The sequence below is a fragment of the Winkia sp. UMB3158 genome (assembly GCF_030217145.1).
GTDB lineage: Bacteria > Actinomycetota > Actinomycetes > Actinomycetales > Actinomycetaceae > Winkia > Winkia anitrata.
On the sequence record NZ_JASONH010000001.1, the window covers coordinates 1 to 14778 of the forward strand.

Sequence of the window (14778 nt, forward strand, 5' to 3'; positions counted from 1 at the left end):
CTGCGCCATTAGCTCAATTGGCAGAGCAGCTGACTCTTAATCAGCGGGTTGGGGGTTCGATTCCCTCATGGCGCACTGGACCTTGGGTTCTCACGACCAGAGGTCCTCCCTGCGCCATTAGCTCAATTGGCAGAGCAGCTGACTCTTAATCAGCGGGTTGGGGGTTCGATTCCCTCATGGCGCACTCTCTCCCAGCCGCGGGCTGGGATATTTTTTTATCTAGACTGGATTTCGCCTGTGCCCTCTTCAAAAGACAAGATAGCCGCCCTCCTTTCTAAGAGTCCGCGCGAGGACGAACTTGCCCAGGAGGTATTGCGACTAGTCCGGTCCCTAGTAAACACTCCCCTACGCCTGACAGAGCTAGTTGGGCCGTGTTGCACAACTCCCGAACTAGTTGCGTGGCTAGGTATTTCTAGACAGGGAATACATAAAGCGGCAACGGAAAACCGGCTTGTAGCAGTGCAACTGGGACGCACCTGGTATTACCCGACTTGGCAGATGCGTCCAGATCGCGCCCTCGACAAAAACATAGGTAAAATCCACGCGCTACTGCGGCAAAAGATGGGTCCAGTGGAAGCGGCCTGCTGGTGGGCATCCGGCGAGACTCCTCCGAAGCAGGCTATATTCAGCGGCGATACTCACAAGTTGATGGCTCAGGCTCGCAAGGCTAGCAGCCACGGCGAGCCTGAAGTGATGCCTTAGAGGGCGAGTTCCTTCCGAAGCCGGCTAACGTGGCCTTTGGCGCGCACGTTATACATGGCAACTTTTACCAGTCCGTCCTTGCCCACCACGATGGTAGAACGGATCACTCCCTGAACCACCTTGCCGTAGTTCTTCTTCTCGCCGAAGGCTCCGTACGCCTTCATGACTTCCTTATCTTCATCAGATGCAAGCGGGAAAGACAAAGAATACTTTTGCGCAAACTTCTCTAGCGCTCCCATCTTGTCGGGACTAATTCCGACCACCGCGTACCCAGCGCCTTGCAGAGAGGCTAAGGAGTCACGAAAGTCGCAGGCTTCAGTGGTACAACCGGGGGTCGAAGCTCGCGGGTAAAAATATACGATTGCCCCGCTTTCGGTCTTCTTCAGTTCATCTGCCAGAACAAACTGGCCTCCTCCGCATAACGGGATAGAGAAGTCGGGGGCTTTCTGTCCTATTTCCAGTCGCATGCTGCTCCTTCCAACGCTGTTACAGAGTAAGAGTACTTCCCCACAGGGAGCTACCCAATTTCGAAAGTGGGGCAAGACGAGTGACATCTGCCAAGCCATCTGCCCCAAGCACATCTTTCGCCACATGTATGCGGGTCACCTGCCCGAAAGTTAGTATCGCCCCACCAACCTGATGGGTGTCCACTAGTCTGCATTCAAAAGCAGCTTTAGTGCCTGCCAGCATAGGTGCATCCACGTCCTGGGCAGGGATAACTTCTAGGGCCAATTCGGTTGCCTCCGAAACGTCGCGCCTAAATTCCCTCGAGCTAGCCGCAACCAGTTCTTTGTCGCCTACCCCGGCAAAATTCACAACGAAAGCACCGCGTTCACAGGCATTATGGTAGCTGTCCTTGGGCTTTCTAGAAGAGAATTGCACAATCAGCGGTTCCGTACTAGCAGCAGTAAATAACGCGTACGGCGCGACGTTGGCTTCTCCCTTGGAATTATAGGTAGAAATCCAGGCGATTGGCCTGGGTACCACCAGGGACATGGAAAGCCGATAAAAATCTTTGGGATCGGACATATCTGCCACAAACGTTGTTAGGTTCATCGAGCGCCTTTCTACTGCCTTTTAGTCTAGTTAGCGCTAGCGCAAAACAGAAAAGCACGAAGAAGGTATATAAAAAACTGGCCGCAGCGTTTGCTGCCGGCCAGCGATTCACATTTATAACCAGTTGTCAGTACTGGTGAGAACTATTTTGTGGTGCGCGCGGGGGGACTTGAACCCCCACGTCGTAAGACACTGGAACCTAAATCCAGCGCGTCTGCCAATTCCGCCACGCGCGCGAGACTCAATAACCATACCAGCGCCAGTGGCCTATCTCCAAAGCCAAAATAATGGTTATCGCCACATTCTTCAGGCGACCTGCTGTGCCACCCTGGAAGCCTTCATGATGGTCGCCTCAGCCACCACCTGCGAGCCGCGGTACACCACCAACGACTGTCCTGGTGCAACTGCTCGCACAGGCTTTAGTAGCTCCGCTACGAATCCTGCCTCAGTACGCACGATCGTCGCTTCTATCTGCCGCCCATGTGCTCGGAATTGGATTCGCGCGCCCTCTCCGTAAATATCGGACGCCATTGGAACCATGTCCGCGCACTCAATCCGATCAACCGACAAGAGTTCAGCAGCTCCCACCACTACCTGATTGGACTGTGGGCGCGTCTCCAGCACATATCGAGGGCGGCCATCCGGAGCGGGAACAGTAAGTCCTAGCCCTTTCCGCTGCCCGACCGTGTACCCAAAATATCCCTTGTGGCTGCCTAGCACGTTGCCATCGACGTCCACGATCTGGCCCTCTTTCTCGCCAAGTTTAGAAGCAAGAAAGTTTCGCGTGTTTCCGTCGGGGATGAAGCAGATGTCGTATGAGTCCGGCTTGTTAGCCATGATCAGTCCGCGCTCTTCCGCTTCGGCACGAACCAGTGCCTTAGACGGAACCTCTCCCAGCGGGAAAAGTACGTGCGAGAGCGCCTCCCTGCCCATTACCGCGAGCACGTAAGACTGGTCCTTCTCCTCGCAAATAGCCCGATGTAGTTCAGGGCCGTTTTCGCCCTGAACTAGTCGGGCATAATGGCCTGTACAGACAGCATCAAAGCCGAGGGCGATCCCCCTCTCTAGCAGCTCGCGAAACTTCACGAATTCGTTGCATCGCACGCACGGGTTCGGAGTTCGGCCGGCCTGATACTCCGCGACAAAGTCGGAAACTACTGTATCCTCGAAATCTTCTGCCAAATCCCAAATGTAAAAAGGAATGCCCAACTTGGCGGCAGCCCTGCGGGCATCATCCGCATCTTCGATAGTGCAACAGCCACGCGAACCACACCGAGTAGCCTGACTGGAACCGGAGAGCGCCATGTGTACCGCAGTTACTTCGTGCCCGGCCTCTACGGCGCGCGCACATGCAACCGCCGAATCGACTCCGCCCGATAGTGCAGCGAGTACCTTCATTTACGCCCTTCCAGTCTGCGCGCTATCTGCACCGCCTGCGGTAGGCAAGCACAAAACGCTTCTATGTCCTCTTCAGTGGTATGCCAGCCCATTGACACCCTCAGAGAGGACGCCGCTTGAGCTTCGGTTCTGCCCATGGCTAGGAGCACCGACGATGGCCTGGCTACCCCAGCTTTGCATGCAGAACCAGCGCTGACGCATATTTTGCTCTGGTCAAACCCGAAGAGCAAGCCCTCTGAGGTGCATCCCTCACATGTGAAGTTGATTATTTCGGAAACGCCCTCTGCAGTAACCTCTACGCCATCAATTTGGGCAGCTGCTTGCAGAATCTGTTCACGAAACTTCCTGGCTCGCAGTTCTTCTTCGTGCTGGCACGCCAACGTGGTAGTAATGGCTTCGGCAAAGCCAACCGCCCCCAGCACATTTTGCGTGCCGGAGCGAAGGTCGCGTTCCTGCCCCCCGCCTTTGCGATCTGTGCGCAAGGACTGGCCTTTGCGTAAGAGTAGCGCCCCGATACCCGCGGGGCCCCCTAGCTTATGAGAAGCCACCGAAAGAGCGGTAAGACCGGATTTTGCAAAATCAAAATCGATTCTGCCTACTGCTTGGATAGCGTCAGTATGCACGAGGGCGGGGCGCGGCAACGAATTGGCGATTTCAACCAGTTTCGCGATTGGCTGGATTGCCCCGTTTTCGTTGTTTACAGCCATCACCGAAATCAGTGAGGGGCGTTCCCTCTCAATTACCTCTCGGCTCGCTTCGAGGTCTAGCACTCCGTCGGACCCCACAGGCAGGTGAAGTAAGCCAATTCCTTCGCGCTGTGCTATGTCGGCAGCGTTCTTTGCCACCGCCTCGTGCTCGACCGCGCTAATTGCCAAGGGACCAGAGCCGACCAGGCCGCGGACCGCGAGCGCGTCAGCTTCCGTTCCTCCACCTGTGAAGATGACTTCTGCGGGGGCTGCGCCCAGTGCTCGGGCTACCCGTTCGCGGGCAGCCTCGAGCATTTCTTTAGCGGAGCGGCCGGCAATATGGAGCGCGTTGGGGTTGGCCACCATGGGACCGCTCAGTACCTTCATCATTGCTTCCCGTACCGATGGGCGCATCGGAGCGGTGGCTGCATAGTCCAGGTAGACCGGACTCATTTGCGAAGGTCCTCCAATGCCTGAGGGATCACCTGGTTGATGTCCCCTACGACGCCAAAATCGCACAGTTCAAAGATGGGGGCGTCAGGGTCGTCACAAACGGCGACAACCATGCCGGCTCCTTGAATGCCGCAGGTGTGATGGACAGCGCCGGAGACGCCTAGGCCTATGTATAGGGATGGTGCCACGGTCTCGCCTGTCTGTCCGATCTGGATAGCACGATCTACCCATCCTTCGTCGGCTGCCACGCGGGTTGCTCCAACTGCGCCGCCAAGGGTACTTGCCATCTGGTTGACGAGCGAGAAATCCCCATTTGTGCCGCGACCGCCACATACGACTACTGCTGCTTCTGTCAAAGACGGCCCGTCGCCCTCGCGAGCTTCGGAGCTGACCACGCGAACTGCCGAGGAAGAATCTCGAAATTCTACTGTCAGGTCGATTCGTTCAACGTCTGCAGGAGAATCCACCTGTACCGCCTCGAAAGCGGAAGGGCGAACCGCGATCACGGGAGTACCACGGCGCACCGCGAAAATGGTTTCCCAGGAACCCGCCAGCACCGATTTGCCCGCAACTAACTTACCGTCGCGCACACTGAGTCGGGTGACGTCTACAGATGCTCCCGCATCCATCAAAGTGGCCATGTGAGAAGCAACTTCACGACCTCGGTAGTTCGACACCGTAAACAAAGCTGCGGCCTCCGGAAGATGCTTGATGCATGCTGCAGCGGCGTCAGCTACCACTCCAGCTACGCGCGGGCTGCGCCCCTGCAGGTCAGGAACAAATACACTATCCGCGCCGAATGCGGCAAGACGGTCCATTTGCGGGGTGGGATTTAGCGCTACCGCATACACCTTGCCAGAAGTCAGCTTCCGGGCTGCGCTGAGCAGCTGTTCAGAAGGAGGGGTCAAGGTGTAGCCATGAGTGGCATCCCCGACGTGGTCGACCACGACGATTACAGGGTCAGTAAACTGCTTCATTATTTTTCCTCCCCAGAAAAGCCGGCGTTAATCAAAAACTGCGCGAGCTGGTGGCCGCCCTCACCGGCGTCGGCAACTACCTTCCCGGCAGTCTTGGCGGGAGCCTGGCGGGCGCGTAGCACATTGGTACCGGCGCCCTCAATACCGGTACGGTCATCGCCTTGCAAGCCCAGGTCGGAAACCTGCCACACCGTTACCGGCTTCTTTCGCGCCGCAGCCATATCCGCAAAATTCGGGAATCGCGGCTCATTTACCTGGTCAGTCACAGAAACGACTGCCGGAAGATCAGCTTCGAGTTCGTCGACAAAGCCGTCTGCCACCTTGCGAATTCGCACGGTCTTCTCTGTTACTTGCAGTTCCTGGGCAAGCGTCAAAGATGGCAGCCCCAACTGAGTTGCCAGCGATCCCGGCAGCATCGAAGTCATACCGTCCAAAGATGCCATACCCGTAATGATCAGGTCGACCTTGCCGTCTTGACCTATCTTCTGAATTGCCTTAGCTAGCACCTCAGCAGTTGCCAGCGCATCCGAACCCGCCAATTCATCATCCGTAATTCGAACACCCGAATCAGCCCCCAGCTGCAAGGCCCGGCTAATTGCATCCTCAGCGTCTTCGGGGCCCATGGTGAGAGCTACGACTTCCCCACCAAATTCTTCAACAGTAGACACTGCTGCTTCGACAGCATTTTCGTCTAATTCGTTCAGCACGTCGTCTTCGCCACGGACGAGGACGCCATCTTCCAACCTGCGATCTGATTCCACATCAGGCACGTGTTTTACGCATACGACAATCTTCATGACTCCAGCGTGCCACAAACATGCCTGCAATGACGATATGACTTAAGTTATCCGCCAATAACGAAAATGTAAATAAGTGCCAATCCGCGCAATTTCGTGCCTTTCTACGCGAAGCGGCGAAAAGGCGAAACGCTTCCAGAGTTGTTCCAGACCATCTATGAGAATATGCAGTAGTGAGTAACGATCGGACTTTTGCCCCCACTTCAGAACTGGCCCTTCCCATCATGGGGGCCATGCCCGCCCTCGGCGTAACCCTGGTTGGCGGTGGGGTCGACATAGCTGTCGTTGCTCCCCGCGCGACTGACATCGAATTTTGCATCTTCTCTTCCTACGAACCCGACGCAGCAGAACGGCGAATTCGCCTTCGCGGCCCCGTAGAAGGCATCTTTAGCGGGCATGTTTCCGACATCGGCCCGGGCACAGCCTACGGTTTCAGGGCTTGGGGCCCGTGGGAACCCGAAAACGCAATGGTCTACAACCCCAACAAACTGCTGCTCGACCCGTACGCTCGCGCTATCACCGGCAAAGTAGAACTTTGCCCGGCAATTCACGCCCACCAGACCGATGATGAGCTTTACCCGCTCCAGCCGATGCGGCCAAACCCAACAGATTCGGCTCCTTACACGGTGCGCGGGGTCATTACCGGACCATCATTCGAGGTCGCTCGACGTCCACATACCAGCTGGCGAGACACGGTCATCTACGAATCCCATGTGCGGGGCCTCACCGAGAATCTCGAGGGCGTGCCCGCGCACCTACGTGGCACCTACGCTGGGGTGGCGCATCCGGCCACCATCAGCTACCTGAAAAAACTGGGCATTACTGCCCTGGAACTCTTGCCAATTAATGCGAAGTTTGACGAGCCCTTCCTAGCCGAGCGCGGCCTGACCAACTACTGGGGCTATTCGCCGCTGTCCTACTTCGCCCCCGAACCCTCACTGGCAACGAAGCAGTCGCAGCACTCCGGTCCAGGCGCCGTAGTTGACGAGGTACGTGGCATGGTGTCGATCCTTCACGAGGCCGGCATCGAAGTAATCTTGGACGTCGTATACAACCACACCGGCGAGGGCGGACCGGGCGGGCAGTCCCTGTCGTGGCGCGGCCTAGATGAAGCTGAATATTACCTATATGACCCGGAGGGCAAATTTGCTGACGTTACCGGCTGCGGCAATTCGCTCGATGCCGGCTCCACCCGCGTTCAGCAGATGATCCTGGATTCATTGCGGTACTGGGTGAGTGACATGGGAGTGGACGGATTCCGCTTCGATCTAGCTACTACTATCGGCCGCTTTGGCACGCAGTTCACGCCCGACCATCCGATCCTCTCTGCAATCGCTACTGACCCGATTCTTTGCCAGGTGAAGATGATCGCCGAGCCGTGGGACGTAGGCGAAAATGGCTGGCAGACTGGCAATTTCAAGAGGCCGTTCTCTACCTGGAACGACAGTTTCCGCGACAGTTTGCGCACTTTCTGGATTAGCGACGCCAAGGCGCAGGCTGAACGCTCCTCCCGAGGCAGTTCTCCCCGGGATCTAGCCACCCGCCTTTCAGGTTCCCCCGACCTTTACTACCGTGCCGACCCTGCGCAGAATGTAGGCACCAGAGCCTCGGTGAATTTTATCTGCGCTCACGACGGTTTCACCCTGGCCGATCTTGTTTCGTTCAACGACAAGCACAACGAGGCGAACCTAGAAAATAATCGGGACGGCTCTGACCACAATCTCTCTTGGAACCACGGGCTCGAGGCGCCCATTTCGCTCCCTTGGGGAGACATCCGCGAAAGTTCGAATGGCGGTTCTCAGGTCATCTCTTTGATGGAGGATCGCCTGAAAACGATTCGAAATTTGCTCGGCACGCTGTTCGTCTCTGCGGGTACCCCCATGCTGGTTGCCGGAGACGAATTTGGGCGCACTCAACAGGGCAATAACAACGCCTACTGCCAAGACAACGAAATATCGTGGCTGAACTGGAATCTTGCACCCTGGCAGCGGGAATTGCAAGAAACCGTAACCCACCTTATTTCCTTAAGAAAAAGGTATCCGGCAATGCGCCCGGACTATTTCTTGACAGGCACCCAGTACGGCGACGATTCCATCCCGGACCAAAGCTGGTTTGACCGAAGCGGAAAGCCTATGAGCGAACGCGCCTGGCACGATCCGGCCGGACGGGCCTTCCAGATGCTCCGATCTGGCCTACCGTCCACGTCCAACGACGTTCTTGTTTGTTTCAATGGCCTAGACGAGGCCATCCCGTTTTCTCTGGCGGATGGACGAGGCACATTCTGGAGGAAGGTGTGGGACTCTGCCCTATCGAAGCCCCACCCGTTAGTCGCCCTCGATAACGAAGTTCCAGAGGTCGAAGAACCGGGTACAAAAGTCGACCTCCCGGCCCTTTCGATGCAGATTTACATTTCGCGCTAAAGTGGAGCCATGACAAACGCAGAAGACCTACTGGAAACCTCTACCAATGAGGCTTCACTTGCCCGCTCTATTGAGCGATCGGCGCAAATTGACAAAGCAATTGATGAAGACCCTTCTCGTTTCCGCGTACTGACGGGCGACCGACCCACCGGCCACCTTCACCTAGGCCATTACTTTGGTACCTTGCAGAACCGCGTGAAGTTGCAAAATCGCGGCGTCGAAACTTGGGTACTCATCGCTGACTACCAAGTCATAACCGACCGAGACGGTGTGGGACCACTCAAAGAGCGAGTACTAAGTCTTCTGACTGACTATCTAGCAGCAGGCATAGACCCTGCTAAGTCTGTTATTTTTACTCACTCCCAGGTACCGGCACTAAATCAGCTACTGCTACCTTTCCTCTCGCTGGTCACCGAATCGGAGTTGCACCGCAACCCGACAGTGAAGGCCGAATTGGAGGCCACTGAGGGGCGAGCAATGTCCGGACTCATGCTTACCTACCCGGTTCACCAGGCGGCAGACATCCTGTTCTGTAAGGCGAACGTGGTTCCCGTAGGCAAGGACCAGCTCCCCCACTTAGAACAGACCCGCCAGATCGCTAACCGCTTCGATAAGCGCTACGGGCGGGCAGATAAGGAACATGCTGTTTTCCCGCGCCCCGATGCACTGCTATCGAACGTTCCGCTCCTGCTTGGCCTTGATGGAACCAAGATGTCTAAGTCCCGCGGCAACACCATCGAACTGCGCATGAGCGCCGACGAGACTGCCAAGCGCATTAAGAAGGCTAAGACCGACGCCGATCGCCACATTACGTACGATCCGCAGAACCGTCCCGAGGTCGCAAACCTGCTGACGCTAGCCTCACTCGCAAGCGACCAGAGCCCCGAAGAGCTGGCCGACCAGATTGGTGACGGCGGTGGCGGCACTCTAAAGAAGGTCGTCACGGAATCGCTGAATGAATTCTTGGCTCCGATGCGTGCCCGTCGCGCGGAGTTGGAACAGGATCCTGACTATCTGCTTTCCGTACTACACAAGGGCAACGAACGCGCCAATGAAGTAGCAAACGCTACGCTGGCTGAAGTCAAGGCTGCAATGCAGATGGATTACTAAAGACAATTTTTTTGGGGGTCGATAAACTCGGCCCCCAAAATTTTTTGTCTCCCCTTGAAGGCGCTAAAAACCACGAAGGGGGACGCTTTTCAATAGACTGGTACACACGAGCTACGTTGAAAGGCGGCCTCATGACTGACCGGAAGATTTCCAAGGCATCTTCGCCCGTGACCTCCACTAGCCCACGTAGGGCCAGAAAGCCTAGAAAGAGTCTGAAAAGGCCTACTGGAGGGCAGATTGCACGTATTCCGGTTACCGAAGTTTTCCCGTCCATAGAAGATGGGCTGTGGGCAGCGAAAGCTGTCGAGGGCGAATCTTTCCCCGTGCGCGCCACGGTATTCCGTGAGGGCCACGACCGCTACGCCGCCGAAGCGGTCCTTATCAGACCCGATGGAAGTGAACATATGCGGGTCCGGATGGTTGACATCGCGCCCGGGCTAGATCGTTACGAAGCTTGGCTCCGTCCGGGTGAACCCGGCGACTGGAGCTTTCACATAGAGACGTGGGCAGATCCTTACGAGACCTGGTGCCATGATGCGTCAATCAAAGTGGCCGCCGAGGTGGATACCGAATTAATGCTTGAAGAGGGCGCCAGGCTGTTAGAGCGGGCAATTGTCGGCAAGGCAGCCCATAATCCGACGCAGGCAAAGCTAGATCCCAAAAATGCCCAATCCCTTCGCGAAGCAATCGATATGCTACGCGACAAAAGCAAGTCGGCACAGACCCGCCTCTCTGCAGGCCTACATTCTAGAATCCGCCACATCATGCGCAAATATCCCCTGCGGGACCTTGCCGGAAGATCCCGGTCTTACCCGGTGCAGGTAGACCGCGAGCGCGCCCTGTATGGCTCTTGGTACGAAATCTTTCCCCGTTCTATTGGGGCACACTGGCAAGATGGCGAGTGGGTATCGGGCACTTTGCGGACTGCTGCCGACATCGTGCCAAGGGTGGCACAGATGGGGTTCGACGTCGTGTATCTAACCCCAGTTCACCCGATTGGGACCACCTTCCGGAAGGGCAAGAACAACACACTAGAGGCGTCCCCGAGCGATCCCGGCTCCCCTTACGCCATCGGCGCTTTAGAGGGCGGCCATGACGCCATCCATCCAGACCTAGGCACCATGGAAGATTTTGACTTCTTCGTGTCGAAGGCGAAGGAAGCTGGCCTTGAAGTAGCGCTGGATTTCGCCCTCCAATGTAGCCCGGACCATCCTTGGGTCAGTGAGCACCCTGAATGGTTCTCGAAGCGGGCAGACGGGTCCATTGCTTATGCCGAGAACCCACCCAAGAAATATCAGGATATTTATCCGCTGAACTTTGATAACGACCCCAAAGGCATCTATGAGGCGGTCTACGCGGTAGCCGAACAGTGGATAGCCCACGGGGTGACCATCTTCCGCGTAGATAACCCGCATACTAAACCGCTGGCATTCTGGCAGCGCTTCTTGAAGCAGATGCACGAGGAGCATCCGAACATTATCTTCTTGGCGGAGGCTTTCACCCGTCCAGCAATGATGCGCACTCTTGGAGGACTTGGCTTCCACCAGTCCTACACCTACTTCGCGTGGCGCACCACTAAGGAGGAACTGCAGGATTACTTTAAGGAGCTGGCTAACGACACCGCACACTTGCTGCGACCAGCATTCTGGCCTACTACCCACGATATTTTGACGCCGCAAATGTGGACCGGGGGCAGAGCAATTTATGCGATCCGTGCGGTTCTTGCCGCTACCGGCTCCCCCACCTATGGCATCTATTCGGGCTATGAATGCATTGAAAACGTCCCGCGGCCGGGATACGAAGAAAACAATGACAACGAGAAGTACGAATACAAGAACCGCGACTTCGAAGCTGCAGAACAGTTGGGCATTGCCCCGCTTATTCGCTCGTTGAATCGAATCCGCAAAGCGCACCCTGCTTTGCAGCGGCTGCGTAACATTCATATTCACGAGACCTCTAGCCCGAATCTACTAGCTTTCTCGAAACACGTTAGTGCCGAGGAGTCACCTACTGGCAGCGCTGATACAGTTCTGGTGGTAGTTAATTTAGATCCGCATAATACGACCCGGGGCATGGTGTCCGTTGACATCCCGGCACTGGGACTTGCGCTCCCGCCTGCCGAGGGCGGAAGGCCAGTTATGCGGGTACGCGACGAACTCGACGGGCGCACCTACGAGTGGGGATCTTCCAACTATGTGGATTTGTGGCCGAACGGAAAGGTCGCGCACGTCTTTAGTGTGGAGGCACTGTGAATCTTCCCGAACCGCTAGATCCGGAGCCGGTCCGCCCTCTTCATGAGGCTCAGAACTGGCACCGCAATGCCGTTTTTTATGAGGTACTTCTTGGTTCCTATGCCGATTCGAATGCGGACGGAATAGGCGATTTCCAAGGGCTGCGCTCTAGGCTCGGCTATCTGGCTTGGCTTGGGATTGACTGTTTGTGGATTCCCCCGTTTTACCCGTCTCCACAACTAGATGGCGGCTATGACATTTCGGACTACACGGGGATCGATCCCAAGTACGGCACCCTCGAAGATTTTCAGGCGCTGATCGAGGACGCACATGCCCTCGGCATTCGCATTGTCATCGACATGGTCATGAACCATACTTCTTCTGAGCACCCCTGGTTCCAGGCGTCTCGGGAAGAGCCGGATGGTTTCTACGGGGACTATTATGTTTGGCGCGATGAGCCGGACGCCTACCAGGACGCGCGCATCATCTTTGTCGACACTGAACATTCGAACTGGACCTATGACGAGGTGCGCGGCCAGTACTACTGGCATCGGTTCTTCTCGCATCAACCAGATTTGAATTTCGAAAATCCGCACGTGCGTGAATCCATGCGCGAAGTAGTGCGCTATTGGTGCTCGCTGGGAGTCGACGGGATCCGCCTAGATGCAATCCCCTACCTATTCGAGGAAGACGGCACTAACTGCGAGAATTTACCCGAGACACACGAGTTCATTTGCGATCTGCGGCAGATGATTGACGAAGAATTTCCCGGCGTTATCATGATTGCCGAGGCCAACCAACCACCCGAAGAGGTCGTAGATTACTTCGGTACCGATGCGAATCCGGAATGTCACATCTGTTTCCATTTCCCGATCATGCCTCGTCTTTTCGCTGCGATGCAGGAAGAAACATCCAAGGGGGTAAAGCAGATCTTGGCACAGCTGCCTCCCCTGCCAAGCGGTGGCCAGTGGGGCACGTTCCTACGCAACCACGATGAACTTACCCTGGAGATGGTTACTGATCGGGAGCGGCGGGCCATGTACGGGTGGTACGCTCCCCAGGATCGAATGCGCGCGAACGTTGGTATTCGCCGCCGACTTGCTTCACTTTTAGGTTCCTCTCGCCGCCGCATCGAACTGGCGCACGCCCTCTTGCTTGCTTGCCTGGTTCGCCATTCCTGTACTATGGCGACGAAATTGCGATGGGCGACAATATTTGGCTCCATGACCGTGACGGTGTGCGCACCCCGATGCAGTGGGATGCTTCCGAAGGGGCAGGCTTTTCTGAAGCCGATCCAAAGACGTTTAGGCTACCGCTGATCGATACGCCGGCGTGGGACTATCGCGCGGTGAACGTCGAAGAGGCGTGGGGGCGGCCTACCTCACTGTTGAACTGGCTGCGCCGCACCTTAGCAATCCGCAAGTCCTACCCCGTCTTTGGGGTGGGACAGATGACCTTGGTACATACCTCCGATGATGCAATATTGGCTTTCACCCGCCGCGACGAGTCAGACACTGTCCTTTGCGTCTACAACTTGGCAGGGACTCCTCATGCGGTGAACCTATGGCTTCCCGGCATGGCAGGGTGGCGCACGGTTGACATGTACGCGGGCAACCCGTTCCCCACAGTTGACGCAAACGATGAGCTGACACTGACCTTGGGGCGACACACCTTCTACTGGCTCCGAATGAAACAACCTGAAAAGGGCGATGATGAATAGTATTCCTTCCCTTACTCAGTGGGTCGAATCCAAAAGGTGGTTCCCAAAACGCCTGGCTGGACAAGTCCCTACCGTGCAAGTGTTGGACCACTCCGACCACTGGTGGCTTGTTGAGCTGGATTATGAGGGAGCCTGCCTGCAAGTTCCCCTCGCAGAAGGCAAGGAAGCGCTCTTCAACGGTCACCTGGTAAAGGACGGCTGCGCAGACCCTAATTTTTTGAAGGCATGGTTGCAGAAGGTGGCTAAGAGCGGCGGGTTGTTTCCGTCGCAGCCTGAGCTGGTTGACGAGGCCTACACCGATTGGATGCAGGCCCTTGGCGGTGCCAAGGTTCTTACCGGAGAACAGTCCAACACCTCAGTGCTGGTACCGGCGCGGCGTTGGCCGGTAATTATCAAGTTTTTCCGTGTCCTCTACGGTGGTGAACAGCCTGAGGTATCGCTACCGTTAGCCCTTACCAAGGCTGGCTTTGAAGGGGTGCCGCAGGTACGCGCTATTTCGCAGATCACCAGGAATAACGAGGTCATCACTGACTCTGTTGCCAGTGACTACGTGCACCGGGCCGAGGACGGCTTCGTGTTCTTTACCCAGGCGGCCAAGGCAGGCGATTCTCTCTCCAAGGAGGCCTTCGAACTGGGCAGGATAAGCGCGCAAATGCATTCGCTGTTAGAGCGCCACTTTGGTAGCACTTTGAAGGACATTGATGCCTCTAATCGGCTGAGGGCCTCCTACGAGCGCGCCGCTGCCGCCTACCCGCCCATTACCCAGATAAATCTGCCCATTGCTGACCTTCCGAAGCTGTCGGCTCCCGTGTGTCGGGTGCACGGCGATTTCCATCTTGGACAGACACTTCATAGCGCCACGGGCTGGTCGATCATCGACTTCGAGGGCGAGCCTCTTCGCCCTCTTTCGGAGCGCCTAGAACCCGATATGCCGGAGCGGGACATAGCAGGCATGTTGCGTTCCTTCGACTACGCTAGGGCCACCGGCGGAGCATCGCAGCAGTGGGAGCAAATCCACCGGAAAGCCTTCCTAGAAGGCTACAGCTCAGTAAGGCAGTTCCACCAGGAGGCCTTGCAGATCCTTGAGATTGATAAGGCCCTATACGAAGTTGCCTATGAAGCTCAGCACCGTCCTACGTGGGTACATGTTCCGCTTGGTGGGCTGAAGCGTCTTTTAGGCTAACTTGGCCCGTCAAAATCATCACGTTTAGGGCCTAAACGTGTAAGG

General features: G+C 56.4%; 11 protein-coding genes, 3 tRNA genes and 1 pseudogene. 8 read left to right on the plus strand and 7 right to left on the minus strand.

Features of this window, described 5'->3' with window-relative positions; translation table 11 throughout:
- The first annotated feature begins 2 nt into the window (after positions 1-2).
- The 3 genes from QP400_RS00005 to QP400_RS00015 all read left to right on the plus strand — a co-directional run bounded on the left by QP400_RS00005 (position 3) and on the right by QP400_RS00015 (position 702).
- Positions 3-75, plus strand: a tRNA-Lys gene (locus tag QP400_RS00005).
- 36 nt (positions 76-111) lie between these two features.
- Positions 112-184, plus strand: a tRNA-Lys gene (locus QP400_RS00010).
- A gap of 53 nt (positions 185-237) precedes the next feature.
- The gene (locus QP400_RS00015; RefSeq protein WP_004806167.1) at positions 238-702 is read left to right on the plus strand and encodes a helix-turn-helix domain-containing protein; all 465 of its coding nucleotides are present in this window, start codon (positions 238-240) and stop codon (positions 700-702) included.
- Here QP400_RS00015 and QP400_RS00020 read toward each other — a convergent pair.
- From QP400_RS00020 to QP400_RS00050, 7 genes are all read right to left on the minus strand, one after another.
- Positions 699-1169, minus strand: a complete 471-nt coding sequence (locus QP400_RS00020; RefSeq protein WP_004806166.1) for a peroxiredoxin — start codon at positions 1167-1169, stop codon at positions 699-701. The genes QP400_RS00015 and QP400_RS00020 overlap by 4 nt on opposite strands.
- Positions 1170-1188: 19 nt before the next feature.
- On the minus strand, positions 1189-1758 hold the full coding sequence (locus QP400_RS00025) for a flavin reductase family protein (RefSeq protein ID WP_285462423.1): 570 nt from the start codon (positions 1756-1758) through the stop codon (positions 1189-1191).
- Between the two features lie 151 nt (positions 1759-1909).
- Positions 1910-1994 (minus strand) — tRNA-Leu (locus QP400_RS00030).
- Between the two features lie 70 nt (positions 1995-2064).
- On the minus strand, positions 2065-3156 hold the full coding sequence (gene mnmA, locus QP400_RS00035) for a tRNA 2-thiouridine(34) synthase MnmA (RefSeq protein ID WP_004806162.1): 1092 nt from the start codon (positions 3154-3156) through the stop codon (positions 2065-2067).
- A complete protein-coding gene (locus QP400_RS00040) occupies positions 3153-4295 on the minus strand; it encodes a cysteine desulfurase family protein (RefSeq protein WP_004806161.1) in 1143 nt (380 codons plus the stop codon). The genes mnmA and QP400_RS00040 overlap by 4 nt, the downstream gene beginning before the upstream one ends.
- Positions 4292-5272, minus strand: coding sequence for an electron transfer flavoprotein subunit alpha/FixB family protein (locus QP400_RS00045; protein WP_004806160.1), 981 nt, complete (start codon positions 5270-5272; stop codon positions 4292-4294). The genes QP400_RS00040 and QP400_RS00045 overlap by 4 nt, the downstream gene beginning before the upstream one ends.
- The gene (locus QP400_RS00050) at positions 5272-6069 is read right to left on the minus strand and encodes an electron transfer flavoprotein subunit beta/FixA family protein (protein WP_004806158.1); all 798 of its coding nucleotides are present in this window, start codon (positions 6067-6069) and stop codon (positions 5272-5274) included. The genes QP400_RS00045 and QP400_RS00050 overlap by 1 nt, the downstream gene beginning before the upstream one ends.
- A 173-nt stretch (positions 6070-6242) precedes the next feature.
- Between QP400_RS00050 and glgX the strand changes: the two genes are divergently transcribed.
- The 5 genes and pseudogenes from glgX (at position 6243) to QP400_RS00075 (ending at position 14733) form a co-directional block, all read left to right on the plus strand.
- The gene (gene glgX / locus QP400_RS00055; protein ID WP_004806156.1) at positions 6243-8489 is read left to right on the plus strand and encodes a glycogen debranching protein GlgX; all 2247 of its coding nucleotides are present in this window, start codon (positions 6243-6245) and stop codon (positions 8487-8489) included.
- Between the two features lie 9 nt (positions 8490-8498).
- The gene (gene trpS / locus QP400_RS00060) at positions 8499-9599 is read left to right on the plus strand and encodes a tryptophan--tRNA ligase (RefSeq protein WP_004806150.1); all 1101 of its coding nucleotides are present in this window, start codon (positions 8499-8501) and stop codon (positions 9597-9599) included.
- 131 nt (positions 9600-9730) lie between these two features.
- Complete coding sequence (locus tag QP400_RS00065) at positions 9731-11851, plus strand: alpha-1,4-glucan--maltose-1-phosphate maltosyltransferase (RefSeq protein ID WP_239181400.1); 2121 nt, start codon at positions 9731-9733, stop codon at positions 11849-11851.
- A pseudogene (treS, locus tag QP400_RS00070) lies at positions 11848-13550 on the plus strand (maltose alpha-D-glucosyltransferase). The gene QP400_RS00065 and the pseudogene treS overlap by 4 nt, the downstream one beginning before the upstream one ends.
- Positions 13540-14733, plus strand: a complete 1194-nt coding sequence (locus QP400_RS00075; RefSeq protein WP_141740526.1) for a phosphotransferase — start codon at positions 13540-13542, stop codon at positions 14731-14733. Before treS ends, QP400_RS00075 begins: the two are co-directional and overlap by 11 nt.
- The last annotated feature ends 45 nt before the right edge of the window (positions 14734-14778 follow it).